Annotated in this window: 20 protein-coding genes; 9 read left to right on the top strand and 11 right to left on the bottom strand. The window is 73.4% G+C overall.

What is annotated here, in order from left to right; translation table 11 throughout:
* Both VF825_RS05675 and VF825_RS05670 read left to right on the top strand, forming a co-directional pair.
* Positions 1-403: patatin-like phospholipase family protein (locus VF825_RS05675; protein ID WP_331111042.1), on the top strand; the 403-nt coding region annotated here is incomplete at its 5' end.
* A gap of 3 nt (positions 404-406) precedes the next feature.
* Positions 407-1,495, top strand: coding sequence for a 1-acyl-sn-glycerol-3-phosphate acyltransferase (locus VF825_RS05670; protein ID WP_331111040.1), 1,089 nt, complete (start codon positions 407-409; stop codon positions 1,493-1,495).
* A gap of 12 nt (positions 1,496-1,507) precedes the next feature.
* On the opposite strand, the gene VF825_RS05665 is transcribed toward VF825_RS05670, so the two are convergent.
* Entirely contained in the window at positions 1,508-2,536 is a 1,029-nt protein-coding gene (locus VF825_RS05665) for an AraC family transcriptional regulator (protein ID WP_331111038.1), read from the bottom strand.
* A 124-nt stretch (positions 2,537-2,660) separates the two neighbouring features.
* Between VF825_RS05665 and VF825_RS05660 the strand changes: the two genes are divergently transcribed.
* Positions 2,661-2,909, top strand: coding sequence for a DUF4242 domain-containing protein (locus tag VF825_RS05660; RefSeq protein WP_331111036.1), 249 nt, complete (start codon positions 2,661-2,663; stop codon positions 2,907-2,909).
* 108 nt (positions 2,910-3,017) lie between these two features.
* Here the strand turns inward: VF825_RS05660 and VF825_RS05655 are convergent, their stop codons facing one another.
* Positions 3,018-5,156, bottom strand: a complete 2,139-nt coding sequence (locus VF825_RS05655) for a DEAD/DEAH box helicase (RefSeq protein WP_414695779.1) — start codon at positions 5,154-5,156, stop codon at positions 3,018-3,020.
* A 393-nt stretch (positions 5,157-5,549) separates the two neighbouring features.
* Here VF825_RS05655 and VF825_RS05650 point away from each other — a divergent pair, with 393 nt between their 5' ends.
* From VF825_RS05650 to VF825_RS05640, 3 genes are all read left to right on the top strand, one after another.
* Positions 5,550-6,164 carry a GNAT family N-acetyltransferase gene (locus VF825_RS05650; RefSeq protein ID WP_331111034.1) on the top strand — a complete coding sequence of 205 codons (615 nt, stop codon included), beginning with the start codon at positions 5,550-5,552 and terminating at the stop codon, positions 6,162-6,164.
* A 66-nt stretch (positions 6,165-6,230) separates the two neighbouring features.
* A complete protein-coding gene (locus tag VF825_RS05645) occupies positions 6,231-6,422 on the top strand; it encodes a hypothetical protein (protein WP_331111031.1) in 192 nt (63 codons plus the stop codon).
* Positions 6,423-6,518: 96 nt separating this feature from the next.
* A complete protein-coding gene (locus VF825_RS05640; RefSeq protein ID WP_331111029.1) occupies positions 6,519-6,833 on the top strand; it encodes a hypothetical protein in 315 nt (104 codons plus the stop codon).
* A gap of 85 nt (positions 6,834-6,918) precedes the next feature.
* Here VF825_RS05640 and VF825_RS05635 read toward each other — a convergent pair whose 3' ends face one another.
* Positions 6,919-7,692: a helix-turn-helix transcriptional regulator gene (locus VF825_RS05635; protein ID WP_331111027.1), complete on the bottom strand. Its 774-nt coding sequence runs from the start codon at positions 7,690-7,692 to the stop codon at positions 6,919-6,921.
* A gap of 63 nt (positions 7,693-7,755) precedes the next feature.
* Here VF825_RS05635 and VF825_RS05630 point away from each other — a divergent pair, with 63 nt between their 5' ends.
* A complete protein-coding gene (locus VF825_RS05630; protein ID WP_331111024.1) occupies positions 7,756-8,967 on the top strand; it encodes a globin domain-containing protein in 1,212 nt (403 codons plus the stop codon).
* A gap of 214 nt (positions 8,968-9,181) precedes the next feature.
* Positions 9,182-9,910 (top strand): DUF998 domain-containing protein, encoded by a 729-nt coding sequence (locus VF825_RS05625; RefSeq protein WP_331111023.1) that lies wholly within the window; start codon positions 9,182-9,184, stop codon positions 9,908-9,910.
* A 23-nt stretch (positions 9,911-9,933) separates the two neighbouring features.
* Here VF825_RS05625 and VF825_RS05620 read toward each other — a convergent pair whose 3' ends face one another.
* The 5 genes from VF825_RS05620 to VF825_RS05600 all read right to left on the bottom strand — a co-directional run bounded on the left by VF825_RS05620 (position 9,934) and on the right by VF825_RS05600 (position 14,532).
* Positions 9,934-10,566 (bottom strand): histone deacetylase, encoded by a 633-nt coding sequence (locus VF825_RS05620; RefSeq protein WP_331111021.1) that lies wholly within the window; start codon positions 10,564-10,566, stop codon positions 9,934-9,936.
* A gap of 111 nt (positions 10,567-10,677) precedes the next feature.
* A complete protein-coding gene (locus VF825_RS05615) occupies positions 10,678-11,445 on the bottom strand; it encodes an ANTAR domain-containing protein (RefSeq protein ID WP_331111019.1) in 768 nt (255 codons plus the stop codon).
* Between the two features lie 90 nt (positions 11,446-11,535).
* Positions 11,536-13,239, bottom strand: coding sequence for a glycoside hydrolase family 15 protein (locus VF825_RS05610; protein ID WP_331111016.1), 1,704 nt, complete (start codon positions 13,237-13,239; stop codon positions 11,536-11,538).
* A gap of 56 nt (positions 13,240-13,295) precedes the next feature.
* Positions 13,296-14,312 (bottom strand): SDR family oxidoreductase, encoded by a 1,017-nt coding sequence (locus VF825_RS05605; protein WP_331111014.1) that lies wholly within the window; start codon positions 14,310-14,312, stop codon positions 13,296-13,298.
* Between the two features lie 52 nt (positions 14,313-14,364).
* A complete protein-coding gene (locus VF825_RS05600) occupies positions 14,365-14,532 on the bottom strand; it encodes a hypothetical protein (protein ID WP_331111012.1) in 168 nt (55 codons plus the stop codon).
* 650 nt (positions 14,533-15,182) lie between these two features.
* On the opposite strand from VF825_RS05600, the gene VF825_RS05595 reads away from it, so the two are divergent.
* Positions 15,183-16,274 (top strand): DUF2231 domain-containing protein, encoded by a 1,092-nt coding sequence (locus VF825_RS05595; protein ID WP_331111010.1) that lies wholly within the window; start codon positions 15,183-15,185, stop codon positions 16,272-16,274.
* A gap of 126 nt (positions 16,275-16,400) precedes the next feature.
* On the opposite strand, the gene VF825_RS05590 is transcribed toward VF825_RS05595, so the two are convergent.
* The 3 genes from VF825_RS05590 to VF825_RS05580 all read right to left on the bottom strand — a co-directional run bounded on the left by VF825_RS05590 (position 16,401) and on the right by VF825_RS05580 (position 18,499).
* Positions 16,401-16,772 carry a VOC family protein gene (locus VF825_RS05590; protein WP_331111008.1) on the bottom strand — a complete coding sequence of 124 codons (372 nt, stop codon included), beginning with the start codon at positions 16,770-16,772 and terminating at the stop codon, positions 16,401-16,403.
* A gap of 317 nt (positions 16,773-17,089) precedes the next feature.
* Positions 17,090-17,680, bottom strand: a complete 591-nt coding sequence (locus tag VF825_RS05585; RefSeq protein ID WP_331111006.1) for an ATP-binding protein — start codon at positions 17,678-17,680, stop codon at positions 17,090-17,092.
* Positions 17,681-17,914: 234 nt separating this feature from the next.
* Complete coding sequence (locus tag VF825_RS05580) at positions 17,915-18,499, bottom strand: hypothetical protein (RefSeq protein WP_331111004.1); 585 nt, start codon at positions 18,497-18,499, stop codon at positions 17,915-17,917.
* Between the last annotated feature and the right edge of the window lie 314 nt (positions 18,500-18,813).

The raw sequence follows: 18,813 nt of genomic DNA, 5'->3' as shown, positions 1-18,813 counted from the left end.
CTCCTCCGCGGTCCCCGGGCTGCTGCCGCCCGTGCGGGTGGGCGACCGGCACTTCATCGACGGCGGCATCGTGCAGAGCGTGCCCGTCGCCCGGGCGGTGGCCCTGGGGGCCCGCACCGTCTACGTCCTGCACGTCGGCCGGATCGAGCGACCGCTCAACGTGCCCCGCCGTCCCTGGGAGGTGGGCCTCGTGGCGTTCGAGGTCGCCCGCCGACACCAGTTCGTCTCGACCATGGCCTCGCTGCCCGAAGGGGTGCAGGTGCACGTGCTGCCCAGCGGCGACGACCGCGCGCCGCTGGTCTCGGTGCGGTACCGCAGCACCTCGGGGGTGGCCGGGCGTATCGACCGGGCGCGCGAGGCGGCCGCCGGCTACCTGCGGACCGCAGTGGTCAGGGAGGGCTGAGACATGCCGCCACGCTGGCTGCGCCGGGTGCTGCTCCCGCTGACGACCCTCCTCGTCGTGGCCATGCTGGCGCTCCTGCTGCTGGTCACCGGCGTCTCCGCCGTGCTCCGGCCGCTGACCCCACGCCACCGGGTGCTGCGAGCGGCCCGGTTCGGCACGGCATACCTGGTGGTCGACCTGCGCATCCTGCTCTCCTGCCTGCGGTTGTGGCTGCGCGCGCCGATCGCGGCGCGACGCGACGCGACGGCCTGGGCGGACGCCCACTGGGCGCTGCTGGAGTCGGCGCTGCGGGACGCACTGCGGGCCGGCGAGCGGCACTTCGGGTTCCGGGTCGTGGTCGACGAACCGGCCCGACGGGACGTCGCCGCCGTGCCCGGCGACGAACCCCTGCTCGTGCTGGCGCGGCACGCGGGACCCGGGGACTCCTTCGCCATCGCGCACCTGCTGATGACGGAGTACCACCGCCGCCCGCGCATCGTGCTCAAGGACAAGCTGCAGCTGGACCCCGCCCTCGACGTCCTGCTCAACCGGCTCTCGTGCTGCTTCATCCCCTCACGCAGCGGTGCCGGGGACGACCTCCCCGCGCGGGTGGGACGGCTCGCCGCGGACCTGAGCGGGCCAGAGGCGCTCCTGATCTTCCCCGAGGGCGGCAACTGGACCCCACGGCGGCGGCGCCGTGCGATCCGGCGCCTGCGCCGACGGGGCCACTTCGCCGAGGCAGCGCGGGCCCGACGCATGGAGCACGTCATGCCGCCGCGCCCGTCGGGGGTCCTGGCCTGCCTGGACGCCCGCCCGGACCTGGACGTCATCGTCGCCGCACATGCGGGCCTGGACCGGCTCGTCAGCCCCTCGCAGGTATGGCGAGCGCTCCCCCTCGTGGTGCCCATGCGGTTGCGGTGGTGGCACGTCCCGGCCGCGCGCGTGCCGCGCGAGGAGGACGCGCGGACCCGGTGGCTCCTCGACCGGTGGGCCGAGGTGGATGCCTGGGTCGAGGCGCGACCCGACGGGAGCGTCGCCGACCCCTCCGCCGGGACCGGCCTGCCGGCGACCGGCGGCACCGGCCCGGGTGACGTCGCCGGCAAGCTCGTCTGAGGCGCATCCTGCTCAGGATCCTGCGACCGGGCCGAGGGCGGGGACCTGACCGGCCCGCCAATGGGCCGGCGCTGCACCGAAGGCGCGTTTGAAGGCCCGGCTGAAGGCCTCCTCCGACCGGTAGCCCACGCGGCCGGCGACCTCGGCGACACCCAGCCCCGTGGTGCGCAGCAGGCCCGAGGCCAGGTTGAGCCGCCACTGGGTGAGGTACCGGATCGGCGGGCGGCCCAAGAGCTCCTGGAAGCGGTCGAGCAGCACCGTCCGGGACACCGCCACGGACCGGGAGAGCTCACCCACGGACCAGTCACGGGCCGGGTCCGCGTGCAGCAGCGACAGCGCCCGGCCCACCACGGGGTCGCGCAGTGCAGCCAGCCAGCCGGTCAGGTCTGCCTGCCCCTGCTCGTGCAGGTAGAGCCGCAGCACCTCGGCGAAGAGCAGCTCGGGCAGCCGCCGGTCCGCGCCTGAGCCTTCGCCCGGGGGCCGCGCCGAGGCGAGCGCGAAGTCGACGCTCGCCCGCACCCAGTCGGCCGCAGGCCCCGGCGGCGGACGGACGACGAACAGCGACGGGAGGGCACGCAGCACCGGGTCGAACAGGACGGCGTCCCCACGCAGGTAGCCGCAGACCACCTGGGTGCGCTGCCCCGCGCCGCCGTGCTCGATCCGGGGGAACTCGGTCCACGGGGTGGGCGGGAGCAGCCTGGTGATGGGCACCGGGTCGGCGGCCTCGCGCGAGCCCCAGGCGTTCGCGTCGCCGTAGGGCATCACCACCACGTCCCCGGCGGAGACCTCACGCGGCGGGCCGCCACCGACCGAGATCCAGCAGCTGCCCTCGGCGATGACGTGGAACATCACCAGGCTCCCGGGGCCGGGTGGCAGAGCCCCGGTCAGCTCGGCCGCGGGCGGGGACGTGTAGGCCCACGGCGCCCGGAAGTCGGACCGGAAGAAGATCGCACCGTCGAGCCGGACGAGGTCGAGCACCTGCCGCACGACGTCGAACGGGTCGCCCGGCGCAGCCCGCGGCAGATCCGGACTCCCGGTCACGGGCGGCGGCGTCCGGGTCATGGGCCTGGCCATCCCATCTCCCGATAGTAGGAGACAGGCCGCCACGACGGCGGGCCCGCGGCGGGGCGCCCCCCACCGCAAAGCTCATGAGAAGGAACCACCAATGGCACTGTTTCTGGACATCCACACGATCGACGGCGTCACGGCCGAGGCTGCCGCCGCGGCCCACGCGGCCGACCTGCGCACGCAGGACCGGTACGGCGTGAGCTACCAGCGGTACTGGGTCGACGAGGACAAGGGGCAGGTCTTCTGCCTGGTCGAGGCCCCGAGCGCCGACGCCGCGCGCGCCGTGCACCACGAGGCACACGGCCTGGTCGCCGAGGCGATCCACCCCGTCGTCGAGGGAGCCTGACCCGGTGGACCCCCACCGGTGGGCGGGCCTGCACTGCCTCCACGACGAAGGCCCGGACCATGAGGTCCGGGCCTTCGTCGTGCCCCGTATGCGGTGTGGCCGCGGCCGCTACTGCCGCGCCGCCAGCGCATCGGTCAGCAGGGTGACCAGCGCCTCGAGCTGCACGTCGGCCGAGGACGAGACCTCCTCGTCCGAGCCGTCGAGCGCCCGGGCGGCCAGCCCGGCCTTGCTGTCGATGAGCTGGGCGATCCGCGGGTCGATGGTCTGCGCGGCGATGATCCGCCAGGCCGTCACCGGGTCGCCCTGGCCGATGCGGTGAACCCGGTCGATGGCCTGGGTCTGCTCGGCCGCGGTCCAGGACAGCTCGGCGAGCACGACGTTGGAGGCCACCTGCAGGTTCAGGCCCACTCCGGCCGCCGTCAGCGAGCAGACCACGACGGCGACGTCGGGGTCCTGCACGAACGCGTCGATGTTGGCCTGCCGCGCCTTGGCGGTCTGCTCGCCGCGGATCGAGGCGTAGCGCAGGCCCCGCTTGGCGAAGGTCTCCTCGGCCGCGTCCATGACGTCGATGTGCTTGGCGAAGAAGACGACCTTGCCGACGCTGCGGGCCAGCTGCGCGGCGTAGTCGGCCGCGAGCCCGGCCTTGGCCTGGCCGATGCGGCGCATGACGCCGAAGACGTTCTCCCCGGTCTTGGCCGAGCCGGACTCCTCGCGCTCCCAGGCCGCGACCCGGCGTACGAGGTCGTGGTCGATGCCCTCGACGACGGCACCGGAGGTGCGGGCGGCGAGGGCACTGTCGTAGCGCGCCACGAGGCGGCGGGCCAGCTCCTGCTCGGCGGCCCGGATCGAGCGACCCGCCTCGTCGTCGAGCTCGACCGGCAGGTCGGCGATGCGGCGCGCCGGGATGTCGGCAGCCACGTCGACCTTGCGTCGGCGGACGATGCCGAGGTCGATCACGCTGGCCCGGGCGGCGGGGTAGAACGCCGGGTCGGCCGGCGACCACCCGTTCTCCTCCAGCGCGGCCATGAGCCGGGGCCGGGGCTTCTTGTCGTCGATCCAGCCGAGGAACTGCCAGATCGCCTTGAAGTCCTCGATGTCGTTGATCAGCGGGGTGCCGGTCAGGGCCATGAGCAGGGGGTTCAGGGCGCGGGCGCGGATGCGCTCGGAGAGCTGCAGGACGTGCTGCGAGCGCTGCGAGGTCTTGTTCTTGATGAAGTGGGCCTCGTCGACGACCATGCCGCGGAAGCCGAGGTCACCCAGCCAGCCGACGTGCCGGTCGAGGACCTCGTAGTTGACGACCACGATGTCGGCGAAGCCGTCGATGGTCTCGCCGTCACCGTGGATCACCGTGGCCGGGTGGCCCGGGGTCCACATCTCGGCCTCGCGGGCCCAGTTGGCCTTGACGACGTTCGGCACGACGACGAGCAGCGGGAAGGCGTCGGCGGCCTGCGCCGCGAGCAGCGCCTGGGCGGTCTTACCCAGACCGGGCTCGTCGGCCAGCAGGAAGGTCCGGTGGCCCGCGGCGGCGGCCGCGACCAGCTGGGCCTGGTGGTGCATGAGCTCGAAGCCGTGCGGCGCCTTCAGGGAGGTCGGTGCGGGCAGGTCCATGCACGAGGAGTCCCCACCCTCCTCGAAGGAACGGAAGAGCGGACCGAGCAGCTCCCAGCTGGAGAGGCGACCGGTCACCGGCCGGTGCTGGACCGCGGCGGCGGAGAAGTCCGGCGCGAGGAAGGGGTTGGCCAGCTGGCGGGAGATGACCGACTGCGGCACCACCTGCCGCTTGGCGGGGGCGGCGGCGCTCGCGGCCTCGGCGGCCGGGGGCTCCTCGGCCACCGGCTCGATGCCGGCGTCCAGCAGCATCTCCCGGCGCAGCGACGTGGCCGCCTCGGAGATCACCGCGTCCTCGGCGAGCAGCGACAGCAGCGAGGTGTCGCGTGCGGCGGTCTTGGCCAGGATCGTGGCGATCCCGTCGAGCCGCTTGAGCTGCTCGCCCCGCTGGGACTCGCCGATCGTCCCGTCACCCTTGAGGCGAGCCCGCTCCTCGCGCACGAGCAGCGCGACGACCTGGAACTTGGTGCGTGCCGACGGTCCGACCCGACCGCGCTGGGCCCGGGCCTCGACCTCACGCACCGCGCGGGCCAGCACCGGGATGAGTCCGGCCTCCCCGAGGTCGCGGGCTCGCCGCGGCCGCTGGTTGCGCGGGGCGGTCCGGGTGGCGCCGGACTGGTGGTGGGCTGGTCGAGCCAAGTAACTGCTCTCCTCTGAGATGACGACGGCACGGTCGAGGCGGCGGTGCAGCCGCCTGCGGACACGGCGGCTCACCGGCCGGGGACGACGCCCGGGTGGACCGGAGGCCAGAGCGGCCCCTCGACGCGACCCGGCTCCTGGATCTGCGAGAGATCGACGTGCCCGCCCCAGACGGCCCGCACACGGTGTGGAACCTGTGACCGACCAAGGCCCGCCGCACTGGGATCGTCCAGGTGGAAGGAGGGAACCGAGGCCGGTACCACACTGATGGTACCGCCCGCGGCGGCGCACGGGCACCGCGGCGCCGGACGTTCCGCCTTCCTCCCCCGCCGCCGTACGGTGAACCGGTGCGCGGCGCTCGGCCGCTGCCCCAGCGCGACGAGAGGGTGTGCCGTGGAGGACGGACCGCGGGTGGCGACCCCGGAAGACTCCGGCACGGTCACCGAGCTGGTCGTCGGCGCCTTCTTCGACGACCCCACCTGGTCGTGGGCCTTCCCGGACCCGGGCGCCCGCCGGGAGCAGCATCGGGCGTTCTGGGGCCTGTTCGTCGAGGGAGCCCTGCGCCACGACTGGGTGTGGCTCGCCGCCGGCGACGTGGCGACGAGCATCTGGATCCCGCCGGGGCGCAGCGACCTGTCGGAGGAGCAGGAGGTGAGGCTGGAGGCGCTCCTGCCCGACCTGCTCGGTCCGGGCGCGGCTCGGGTGTCGCAGGCGCTCGAGCGGTTCGAGGCCGCGCACCCGCGCGGCGAGCCGCACTACTACCTCAGCCTGCTGGCCACGGACCGGGCGCAGCGCGGCCACGGCTACGGCCTCGCCCTGCTCGCCGACAACCTGCGTGCCATCGACGCCGAGGGGGCCAGCGCCTACCTCGAGGCCAGCAACCCGGCCAACGTGGCGCTGTACGAGCGCTACGGCTTCGAGCAGGTGGGCGCGTTCGACCTGCCCGACGACGGCCCGACCGTCCACACCATGTGGCGGTCACCCCGCCGCGCACGCCCCTTCTCTTGACGTCGAGAGATCGCGGTGCGGACACTGCATGCAAGGACGGTTCGCGTCCGAGGCGGGGGTGGTCCGATGAGCGCGAGCACGGTGATCGCGGTCTTCCTGATCGGCGTGTTCGGTGTCGCAACCCTGGGCATCGTCACCGGGCTGGTGGTGGTCGCGGTCAACCGGCTCCGTGGCCGTCACGACGAGGACTGGCAGGAGGACCCTCCGCCCGGGACGTTCCGGGTGCGTCCGGGCGACTGGCCCTGGGGCGGGTTCTGACCGCGCGACCGCGCCCAGTCACCACTGCAATGCCTTCGCGATCGCCGCGTTGACGGGACAGGACAGTCGCCGGGGACGGAGGGCTGGCGTATGCGGGTGAGCCGGAGGCTGGGGGGCCTGCTCCTGGCGGCGGTCGTCGTCGTCACCGGTGCGGCCACGTGCGAACGCCACGACATCTTCACGTTCACCAACACCACCCCGGACACGGTGGTTGTGCAGCTGATGGACGCCACCGGCCGGCCGATGCCGATCGCCACCTTGAAGGCGGGGCAGCAGGGCGCGACCAACCTGGGCGGGGACCAGCAGGCCTGCGACACGCGTGAGTACCGGGCCGTCACCGGCGCCGGCGTCGTGGTCGACCGGGTCAGCCGGGAGTGTGGTGGCCAGGTGTGGTCCATCGGGTCTCGCTGACGAGACCACGGGGGACCGGTCCCGAAGTCCGACGCCCCGCCCTCCGTCAGACCCCGTCCGTGACGACGGCCGCTGCAGGCCGGCGTCAGGCGCCGGGCTTGCGCACGCGTCGCGGCAGCAGGTCCAGCCGGCAGGCGCCCGGCTCGGAGAAGGGGGTCAGCGCCGCGCCCCCGGCGTCGGCCCCGAGCTCCTCCAGCGCGGCGCGCACCAGCCCGAGGTGCACGTTGCAGACGACCTCCGGGTGCTCGTGCGCGGCCTCCAGCAGGGGACAGCGACGCAGCCTGACCACCGCGGCCCGGGCGTCGGCCTCGGGCTCGAAGCCGAGCTCGTCGAGCATCGCCACGACCTGGCGCCGGGCGGCCGTGGCGTTGCGGGCCGGCTCCCGACCGGAGGTCAGCGCCAGCTGGTGGCCCCAGGAGGAGCCGGCATCGAGCGACTCCTCGGCAGGGTTCGCGCTGGTGCGGGTCAGGTGCGCCGCGAGCGTGGCCGCCAGACCGGCATACTCGCGGGCCACGACGACGGCGTCATCGGCCACGTCCCCGAGCTCCACCGCCGCGTAGAGCCAGGCCGGGCGGCCCCGACCGTCGGGCTCCGCCGCGACACGGGTGGCGTAGCCGTCGGCGACGAGGACGTCGAGGTGCTCGCGCACGGTGTTGGGGTGCTGCCGGGTGACCGCCGCCAGGGCGGCCACCCGGCACGGCTCGGGCTGGTCCGCCAGACGCTGCAGCACCGCGGCCCGTGCGCGTGTCAGCGGGCGCCGTCGACGGCGAGGGCGCGCCGGCAGCGGCCCCTTCGTCGGGGCGTCGCCGCTGGTCAGCGGTGCCAGCTCGGGGGCGAGGCGACTGAGCGCATTTTTCACGGAATTGAGTCTAATAAAATGTGATTTGTCAGATTCCTGCGCCCCTCGTGGAGTTGCTTCCCCATGCTTTCTGCCGAGTCCACCGCCGTCGTCGAGGCCACCGCTGCCGTGGTCGCCCAGCACGCGGTCGAGATCACCTCCCGCTTCTACCCGGCGATGTTCGAGGCGCACCCGGAGCTGCTGCGCGTGTTCAACCAGGGCAACCAGGCCAACGGTGACCAGCGCCGCGCCCTGGCGGCCTCGGTCGTCGCCTACGCCACCCAGCTCATCGACCCCGACGCCCCGTCGTTCGCCCCGGTGATGGAGCGGATCGCCCACAAGCACGTGTCGCTCGGCATCCGGCCCGAGCAGTACACGATCGTCGGCCGCTACCTGATGGGCGCCATCGGCGAGGTGCTCGGCGACGCCGTGACGCCGGAGATCGCCGCGGCGTGGGACGAGGTGTACTGGCTGTTCGCGACCCAGCTCATCGCCCAGGAGGCCCACCTCTACACCCGCGCCGGCGTGGACCCGGCGCACCCGTGGCGTCCCTACGTCGTGGCCGAGCGCATCGAGGAGGCCACCGACATCGTGACGCTGGTGCTGCGCCCCGCCGACGAGGGACCGGTCCCGGCGCACCAGCCGGGTCAGTACGTCTCGGTCGCGGTCGACCTGCCGGACGGCTCCCGTCAGCCGCGCCAGTACACCGTCTCCAGCGGGCCCCGGCCGGACACGCTGCAGATCACGGTGCGTCGCCAGCGCGGCACCGACGGCGCCCCCGACGGCCTGGTCTCCTCGTTCCTGCACGACGCGGTGCGGCCCGGGCACGTGCTCGACGTCGGCACCCCCTCGGGTGACGTGGTGCTCGAGGACGGCACCGAGCCGCTGCTGCTGATCAGCGCCGGGGTCGGCATCACGCCCGTCGCGGCGATCCTCGACGAGCTCTCGGAGCGTCAGCCCGGCCGTCCGGTCACCGTGGCCCACGCCGACCGCTCGGCGGCCCACCACCCGCTGTACTCCGCCGTCACCTCCGCCGCCTCGGCCCTGGAGCGGCTCACCGTGCACACCTGGTACGAGCAGGTCGACGAGCGGGGCGCTGGGCGCGCGGCCCACGAGGGGCTGATGGACCTGCGCCAGGTCTGCGTCCCCACAGACGCCAAGGTCTTCATGTGTGGGCCGCTGCCGTTCATGCGCGACGCCCGGGCGGCCCTGATCCGCCGCGGCGTGCCCTCGACCAACATCCGCTACGAGGTCTTCGGACCCGACCTGTGGGCCGGCGCACCCGACGCCGCCTGACCCAGACCCCCGGCGGCGCGCCCCTCCCCCAACTGGCGCGCCGCCGGGCTTCCAACCCCGGAGGTATGCCGGGCGGCCACCTGGCCGGTCTGCCGGGCACCGCGGCAGGGCCGACGGGCCAAAGGCCCTTCCGCGAGAACCCGCCAGGGGGGAGCCTGAGCGCGAACGCAGGGGCCGTCCGCCGGCTCGTCAGGAGTGATCGGGGAGGTTCGCCATGTCGCAGGTGAGGGCGTACCCGGCGCCCGGCGCCGACCGGCTCACCAAGGTGCTCCTGGCCTGCGGGGTGTTGTACGGGGTCTCCTACGTCGTGGGGAACGACGTCATCGCCGCCGCGATGACCCGCGGGTACACCCGGATGGACCAGGCGGTGAGCGAGCTGTCCGCGACAGGGGCGGCCGCCCGGCCGTTCCTCATCGGCATGGACGCGATCTGGATGCCGGCCATGGTCGCCTTCGGTTTCGGGGTCTGGCGCGCCGCACGCGGGAACCGGTGGCTGCGGGTCACCGGCGCCCTGCTGGTGGCCTTCGGCGTGACCAGCCTGCTGTGGCTCCCGTTCCCCATGACCGCGCGGCAGGACGTCGTCGTCGGAGCGGCCCTCGCGGCCAACGACGTCGGCCACATCGGCCTGACGGCCCTGACGGCCGTGTTCATCCTGGCCGAGATCGGGTCCTCCGCCGCCGGCCTCGGGTGGGGGTTCCGGATCTACTGCGCCGCGACCGTGGTGGTGATCCTCCTGTTCGGCGCCCTGACCGGCACGCAGGCCCCGAACGTCGCCCGGGGTCTCCCGACGCCGCTGATGGGCTTCTACGAACGCGTCAACATCGGGGCGTGGCTACTGTGGATGGCCGTCCTGGCCGTGGTCCTGTGGCGGCGGCTGGACGCCGAGGGCTCCGCTGCCCTGCGCCCTGGGGACGTGCCGCGAGCCGGCCGGGCGACGACCTGACGCCGGGTCCGGGCGCGCGCGGTTCAGGCAGCGTCAGCCAGGAGCTCGCTGATCGCTGCGTGTGACCAGCTGCCACGGGCTCCGCTCAGCTGGCTCAGGTACGAGCTGACCTCCGCGGGCTCCCAGTCATGCGCCTCCCGGAGCCCCTGCGCGAGCACCTGCAGGTAGGCCCGCGCCGGTGCGTTGGGGACCGCGGCGTCCGCGGACCCGGGTGCGGTGAACGTGAGCTGAGGGATCCCGTCGAGGTCGCCGAGGTGCAGGAGGGTGTCGTACCAGCCGGGACCGAGCTCGTCCCGACCCGTGGCCAGGGCCCGGCTCAGGTCGAGGTCGCTGCCCGGCGCCCGTCGCATCTCCTGGGCGGCGATGTCACTGAACTGCCCGCGAGAGACCAGGTAGGCGCGCGCAGCGGTCACCCCGGGGGCGCTCGGGTCGAAGAACGCGATGCCCCCGCCCCACAGGGTCGAGCGCCGTGCGAAGTACACCTCGCCGGGGATGCTGATGCCACGGGCCGCACGTGGACGCCGCGGGTCGCGCGCGCCCGGGTGCGGTCGGCGGGCGCCCGGTGGGGTGCCGCCGGTCAGGTAGTAGCGCAGCCGCGAGGCGGCCATGTTCGAGCCGTAGCTGACGTACCAGACGCGCTCTGTGGAGCAGGGCATTCGGTCGACCATGCCTCACTCCGGCTGATGTGGCAAACCCTGAGCCACCCACGCAGCCCTGCGTGACCGCACCGATCGAGCACCCGGACGCCGAGCGGTGGATCGGGTCCGTCACCGAGGTCCTGACTGGTAGACGAGGGCAGCAGCGACGTCAGCCACGCGCACGTTGGTGTTCATCGAAAGCCGCTTGAGCACCTCGAACGCCTCCTCGGGGGAGCACCGGCGGTCGGCCATGATCAGACCCATCGCCTGGCCGATCGTCCCGCGGGTGTGCAGCGCCTCCCGCAGGCTCGCGACCTCAGCACTGAGCCGGCCGTGACTGTCGACCAGCTCGAGGAAGGCGTCCATGGTCTCGAGCCGCCGACGTGAGGCCTGAGCACGCAGGTCCCCCTGTGCCAGGACCTCCCGGTACTGGGCCAGGCTCTCCACCAGACTCTCTTCGGCCAGCGTCAGGTCGTGCCCCCTCACGCTGGCCCCGATGACCTCGTCCCCGGCGGTCACCGGCGAGCTGACGATCAGCCAACGCTTCTCCACGAACTTCCCCGGGCGCTTGGGGTCGGCGATGTCGTAGCGCATGGGTGGCAGGTACTGGCTCTGCCGGGTGCGCATGGCCTGCTCGATGGAGGCCGCGAGGGTGCGGGTGGGCTGGTCCTCCGGACATTCCGGGTTGTCCGGAAACGCCTCGAAGAGGCCGACCGTGATCAGCTCCTCCTCGTCCCGTTGCGTCACGGCGGCGTAGGTCGGCGTCGCCGCACGGATGACGAAGGCAGCGTCCACGAGCACGATGGCCGAGGTCTGGCTCAGGAAGACCGGGTCCCGACGCCGGCTCTCCAGCGCAGCCGTCCTCGAGGAGGGGCCCCGGGGTTGTTCTGCGGTCATGTCCGCAGTGTGCCCATGAGGCTTCGCCACGCAAGTACCGCCTCCACCTCGGCTCGGCGGTCGCGACGCCCCCGCCGGTGCCGCGTCACGCTAGAGGGTGACGGCCGTCTCAAGCATCAGGGCGTGGACGAACGCCTGTGGCAGGTTGCCGCGCAGCTGCCTCTGCTCCACGTCGTACTCCTCGGCGAACAGCCCGGGCGAGCCGCACGCTGCACGGGTGCGCTCGAACCAGCGGAACGCCGCGACCTCGTTGCCCTGCTGCCGCTCGGCCATCGCCATCAGGAAACCGCACAGCAGGAAGGCGCCCTCCTCCTCGCCGAGCGGCTGATCCCCCGCCCGGAACCGGTAGACGTAGCCCTCCCGCACCAGCTCGCGCCGGACCTGCTCGACGGTGGCGAGGGTGCGGGGGTCGTCGGCGGCGGGGGCGCCACGCAGTGGAGGCAGCAGGAGCGAGGCGTCGACACCGGGATGGGTCGGGCTGCGCCGCCAGTGCCCGGACGGGTCGAGGCAGCGCGTCGTGGTCTCGGCCAGGACGGTCTCGGCGAGGTCCAGCACCGGCCCGGCCTCCCGGGCCGTCAGCTGCCCGGCCACGGCGTGCAGCCCGGCGACCGCTGCCAGCCGCGACTGGGTCCACCAGTGGTCGTGCAGCTCCCAGATCCCGGCGTCCGGGCGCAGCCAGGCGCGGGCGACGACGTCGACGCCGAGCCGCATGGCACGCCGACCGTCGCGGTCGAGACGGTCCAGCGCCGCGGCCCGCGCCAGCAGCTGCAGCACCTCGCCGACAGCGTCGAGCTGGAACTGCTGGTTGACCCAGTTGCCGGCGACGTCCTGCCCGCCGGGGTAGCCCGGCAGGTGCAGGTCCCGCTCCTGCGGCACGGCGCTGCCGTCACCCCGGTATGCCGGTCGCAGCCGGTCCCCGTCGGCCAGCAACCGCGCGGTCACGAAGCCCACGGCGGTGTCGAACAGCTCCTCCAGCCCGGCCGCCGCGGCGGCGAGCCCGGCGTAGCACTGGTCGCGCACCCAGACGTAGCGGTAGTCGTAGTTGCGGTGCCGCTCGGCCCGCTCGGGCAGGCTCATCGTCGCGGCCGCCACCATCCCGCCGTCCCGACCGGTGAGCCCGTGCAGGACCGCCCACGACTGACGGGCGTCCCGCGGCGCCACGCTGTGGGTCAGGCCGGGCGCGGCCTCGCGCCAGGCGCGCTCGGTGCGCTCCCAGGCGGTCCCCGCCGCCACCACGGCGCCGAGCGGCCGGTCGCCGACCTCCAGCACCAGGTCGTGGTGGGACCCCGCGGGCAGGGTCAGGTCCATGGCGAGCCGACCGGCATCATCCACCCGGGCCTCTGCGCCCCCGGACCACCGCAGGTGCAGGCCGCCGGTGCACGCGGTCCAGGTGCCGTCGGGGTGGCGCCGCAGGTCGGTCATCGGCTGGCGCCCGAAGCCGGCGCGCAGGTCGAGCACCACCGCCACCCGCGCCGGCTCCGGGCCCGCCTCGACCCGGCGCAGGAGGACGGCGGTGTGCGGGTCGGCGGGCAGGGCCAGCGCCTCGCGGCACTGCACCACCCCCGCGTTCATGGTCACCCAGCGGCTGCGCCAGATGAGGCTGCCCGGCTCGTAGGAGCCGCCCCAGACGAACCGGTCCCGAGGCGTGACCCCGTAGACCCCGTCGCCGCCGATGAGGCTGGAGAGCACGGCATCGTCGTCCCAGCGTGGAACGCACCACCACACCACGTCGCCGCGGGGCCCGACCAGGGCACCGCGCTCGCCGTCGGCCACGAGGGCGTACTCGCGCAGCACGTGCGGTGGGTACGCCCTCGCCGGGGGCCCTCCCGGCGCGCGCACCGGGCCTGTCCTCACCGCCCGGCCCGGCCCTTCGAGGCCAGGACACCGGCGCCGGCGAGCAACGCCGCCCCCGCGCCCGCCAGCACGCCGTGGTGCTGGGAGGCCCACAGCTGCCAGCTGCGAGCGGTGGACTCCCGGTCGAAGATCCCGTGCGCCCCGAAGTCGTGGCCGGCGCGCCCGTCGGCGGGGTGCCACAGGTTGGCCGGCTGGTCCGGGTCCCGGGGCCGGTCGGTCTGCTGGGAGGAGAAGCCGGTGCGCGCCAGGTAGCGGTCCAGCAGGCCGGGCGCGAGCGCGTTGGCCGCCAGGGTCGCTGCCGTGCTGGCTCCCACCCAGTACTCGCGGCGCCCCGGGTGGTCCGCGGCATACAGGACCGCACGAGCGGCGACCTCCGGCTGGTAGATGGGCGGCACCGGCTGGGCGTGCCGGGGCAGCCGCGAGAGCACCCAGGAGAACTGCGGGGTGTTGACCGCCGGCATCTGCACCATCGTCACGTGCACACCACTGCGCTCGTGCAGCAGCTCGCACCGCAACGCCTCATGGAAGCCCTGAATCGCGTGCTTGGCCCCGCAGTAGGCCGTCTGAAGGGGTATGCCGCGGTAGGCCAGGGCCGAGCCGACCTGGACGATGGTGCCGCGGTCGCGCTCGCGCATGCGGCTCAGCGCCGCCATGGTGCCGTGGACGTAGCCCAGGTAGCTGACCTCGGTGACCCGGCGGTACTCCTCGGGCCGGATCTGGTGGAACGGCGCGAACACCGAGGTGAACGCGACGTTGACCCACGTGTCGATCGGCCCGAGCTCGCGCTCGACCCGTTGGGCCGCCTCCTCGACGGCGGCGAAGTCGGCCACGTCGAGGGCCAGGACCAGTGGCGTGCCACCAGCACGGGTCACCTCCTCGGCCGCCTCCTTCAAGCCGGTCTCGCCTCGCGCGACCAGGCCGACCCTGGCGCCGCGCTCGCCGTACATCCGCGCCACGGCCCGTCCGATGCCACCGCTGGCCCCTGTGACCACGACGACCTCTTGCTCACTCATTGGTCCTCCTCTCCTCCGGTGTCCCGCACGGCGCCACCCTTGTCGGCGGCGCTCAGGCGACCCGGTGCTCGTCGATGTCCCGCCACCGGACGGTGAGCCCGTGCCCGGGCGCGTCCGGGCGGGGTCGCACCCCACCGCCGGCGCGGTCCAGCGCCCCCTGCGTGTCCCCCGGAAGGTCGCCGGGCCGGTCGATGAGGTGGGTGCGTCGTGTTGCGTCCATGACGGTCCCGGAGGGGTGTCGGGTCGGGGTTGCCGGTTGGCGACCCCATACGAGCCCCGTACCCACCATCGATTGCGTTCACGCAACCTTTTTTGGGCTATGTGCTGCCCTCCTCACCCCGTCGATCGACGTGCTCGTGTCCCTCGGGCGCCGGGTCCAGCGGCCGCACGTGCGAGACCGGGCACGAGGGTGTGGCGCGGCCGGCGATGCTGAGGACCGGGACCGGGACCGGGGCCGGCGACGGTATCCGCGGCGGCCCCGTTTCGCGGGCGGCGCCACCGGGCACGGTCCACGGGTACGCACGCAGTCGGGTCGCGGCGCACGCGCCGCCCGACGCCTCACGTCCACGCAGTGAGAGAGGGGCATCGATGAGTCAGCAACCGAACCCGGTCGATCCGGGCGAGGACCCCGAGCCCGGGCGCGCCCCCAGCGAGCAGCCGGAGCACTCTCCGGAGGCTCCGGGAGAGCCCGGACCCCTGGGGGAGCCGGACCCGCACGCGCCCGGCGTCCCCAGCCGGGACTGAGCAGGCCTCGGCGCGCCGCGGCCGTGCAGGGGACTGTGCCCCGGCGGTTGCGACGGGCAGGGCTGGTTCCACACCAAACGGGGTACAGACACGGTGTCCCTACCTCCACAACAGGACGGATCTGCCGTGAAAACAGGACTGAACACCCTGGCTGACCGGGCCGCCGGTGCAGTGGAGAACGCCGCGTTCCTCGACCCGGTCGGGGCCGGCGTGGCCCGTCTGCTCTCCCCGCTTCGGCAGAACACCCTGGTCAGCGCACTGCTCGGCGGAGAACCGCTCGGCCACCCCGCACATCCCGCGATCGTCGTCCTCCCGCTGGGGTCGTGGATCTCGGCCTCGATCCTGGACGTGGTCGGCAACGACGAGCACCACGACGCGGCCCGGACACTGACCGGTGCCGGGGTCGTCCTCGCTGTGCCGGCGGCGCTGACCGGTGCCCACGACTGGCTGCCCACGAGCGGGAGCCGGCAGCGGGTGGGCGTCGCTCACTGGGCCCTCAACACCGCCTCGCTGGTGTGCTTCTCGACGAGCTGGCTGGCCCGCACGCGAGGGCGCCGCAGCGCCGGCATGCGGTGGAGTCTGGCCGGCCTCGGGCTGTCTGCCGTCTCGGCCTGGCTGGGTGGCCACCTCGCCTACAACCAGGGCGTCGGCGTGCGCCGCAGCAACGCGCCAGCGGCGGAGGAGTCCGTGGAGACCCCGCCGGCGGACCTCGTGGACGTGCTCGTAGGGCAACATCGCGCACTCAGCGAGCTGATGCGCCACGTGGCGAGCGCTCACGGCGAGGAGCGCGCCCGAGGGTTCCTCCAGCTGCGCCGCGACCTGGCGGCACACGAGGCCGCAGAGCAGGCCATCGTGCACCGGCTCACAAGGCAGGACCTGCCCGGGGGCGAGGCGATCGCCACCGCACGGGAGGACGAGGAGTCCAAGGCGGCCGCGGCGCTGACCGAGCTGGAGCAGTTCGACCCTGACTCTGACGACTTCGAGCAGCGCTTCGGCCAGCTGCGCCACGACGTCGAGGCCCACGCGGAGCACGAGGAGACCGAGGAGCTCGCCCGGCTGCAGCGCGACCGGGGACGCGACGGCCTGGTCCCGGTGGGCGACACCGTGCGTGCCGCCCAGGCGGCGGCCCTGCGGCGGCTGGTCGAGGACGGGATCACGTCTTTCCCCGCCATGGTGGAGGTGGCGCGCGACGCCGTGCGGTCGACCCCCCAGGCCTGACGAGTCAGGGGCAGGAAACATCCCGGCGCGGTGACGTCACTCGCACGATGTCCCCGTCCGTGATGAGGCCGTGAATGCATCAGCGCCCACGGCGACGCCGGTGGGGCGCGACGGTGGCGACCTCGGCTACGCCTGGCGCAGGCCGAGGGTGTTGCCGTCGGGATCGTGGAACCAGGCGCCGCGGGACGGGCCGAGCTGGGCGATGTGCCCGGTGGTCGTCAGCGGCCCCTCGGTGTAGTCGACGAACTCCACCCCCTTGGTCTCGAGGTCCTTGACGACCGCCTCGATGTCGGAGACCTCGAAGTGGGCCAGGGTGTGCTCGGTGGTGACCGGCGGCCGCTTGAAGAGGGAGACCTCGCTGACGTCGCCGCACCGCAGTCGCACCCCGACCGGCGTCTCCCACAGGAACGTCAGGCCAAGGACGTCGGCGTAGAACGCCTTGGCCCGTTCCAGGTCCGTCACCGGCAGGGTCGCCACCACCATCGTCGCGCCGATCATCGTCAGCCTCCTTCGAGATCCCGGCACCGACCGCCGGACGTGCGGCCTGGGGCAACCATGGGCCGGGCGGCCCGTGGTCACATCGAGCGAAGGGACGAGCGAGGGATGACAGAAGGCCCGGACCTCAGGGGCCGGGCCTTCTGTCGTTGACGCGCTCGGTGGGGTGCCCACAAGGGGGGGCTGACCGGCGACGGCGTGGACGCGTTCCTGCCTCCCACCCGCGCCAACTCGTGGTCCGTCACGTTTCTCGTGACGACGTCGGCATACTCCGCGGCCGGCTCACCATCCGGCGCGTGCCGGTGTTGGCCGATGAGCGGTCACGTCGTGTAGGGGTCGAGTGTCGGCCACCGATCGACCGCCCACGCGAGCCAGGTCGACCATCCAGGCGGCGGGCAGGGGAGGTCCTCGCCCGCGAGCTCGGCGGCATCGGGTGCCTGGAACTGGTTACGCCACGAGACAACGTCAGCCTCGGGCATCGGGAAGGTCTCGTGGGGCGTCGTCGCCTGACGGTGCGCGATACGGGCCAGCTGGACGTCCAGTTCGACGGGCAGGTAGACCACCTGGCACGGCACCCCGGCCTCGTCCGCCAGCCAGCGCAGTGCTGACCGCTCGTCTCGGCCCCAAAGCCCGAAATCGAGGACCACGCTGGTCCCCAGGCGCAGCGTGCGCAGCGCCACCGTGATCAGCCGGCCTTCCAGGCTGTCGCGCTTGCCGTCGGCCGTCAGCGACTTGCCGAACAGCGGAAGGTGCCACTCGTCCGGAGTCAGCCGCAGCGCACCGTGCGACTTGGCCAGCTCTCGGGCCAACGTCGTCTTGCCGGCGCCGGGAAGCCCGACGATCAGGAACAGCGTGGTGGTTGCAGGTCCGACGCGAGGCTGGGTCGGGTCTGCGTGCTGATTTCCGTGCATGCGGTGTGGCTCCTGAGGGACGGCAGGGCCAGGCAACTCGGTTCGGTCGCCCGGCAAGAAGCCGACGGCGTGGTACGGAGGAAGTTGACTCGAGACTGTCCCAGCGCTGTCAGCAAGAACGGCCGGAACCTGTCACGGCCACACCAGCACCCATGTGCACAACTGTACCGATGGCTGGACCTCACTCGCGTGCCAGAACGTCCGCCGATACCGCATTCCATGAGGTTCGTGACCTCACGGGTTTTGGTGGTCATGACGGGGTGCTGTCCAGCCGTGGGCGGCTGCTGCCAGCCACGCCTGCCGGACCATGCGGACCTGCACCTCGAGGGACACGTCGGTGACATCCAGCTGCGCGTCGGCCGGCGGCGGGTTCTCCTCGTCCTGAGCGTGCAGCATCGCGAACTGCGCGTCTGTCAGGTACACGGGCCTTGTACCCGCCCGGCGCCGTACCTCCTCGGGCGCGGCGACCAGGTGCATCGCCACGACCCCCGGAAGGAGCTCGCGGTACAGCGCCAGCGTGCTCGGGGTGACGACGTCGGTGACCACGACCGCAACACCGGCCGCGGTGAACTCCCGGGCCAGGGCGCACGCGTTGCGCACCCCCAGGACCTGCTGGCGCAGTCCTTCCTCGCCCTCCCACGGCGCCGCGGCGCCGCTGCGAACGAGCTGCCGCACGTCATCGACCTCAATGACCGCACACCTCGGCAGCGAGGCGGCAAGCCCACTGGCAGTGGCACTCTTGCCCACCGCGGGGCCTCCGGCGAGCACCAGCACCGGCAGCACGGTCGAGTTCACAGATGACCCCTCGTCAAACGACATCGCGGCCCATGGTGCCGCACACCCCAGCCTGGGTCGGTCGGAATAGCGCCGCGTGCCGGCGGACAAACCCGTTGACCGGACGGCGAGACTGCCACCTGCCCGACCACGCCAGCGTCGCCGTCCTGCGCCGCAACGACTCGTCCGAGTCGCCGCCCTGGGCACCTACGAGCGGTGTCACCTGCCGGTGGACGGAGGGCCACCCAGCAACCCGTGAGGCGCCCGTACGCCGCCGAACCCACCGCGGCCCTCGAGCACCCGTTCGCGGGGCCGTTCTCATGCGTGCCCACGAGCCTTTGGAGCCGCCGGGTGCCGAA

The sequence above is a fragment of the Oryzihumus sp. genome (assembly GCF_036391795.1).
Classification (GTDB): Bacteria; Actinomycetota; Actinomycetes; order Actinomycetales; family Dermatophilaceae; genus Oryzihumus.
The sequence above is the reverse complement of the archived record's forward strand: the minus strand, read 5'-3'. Positions and strand labels throughout refer to the sequence as shown.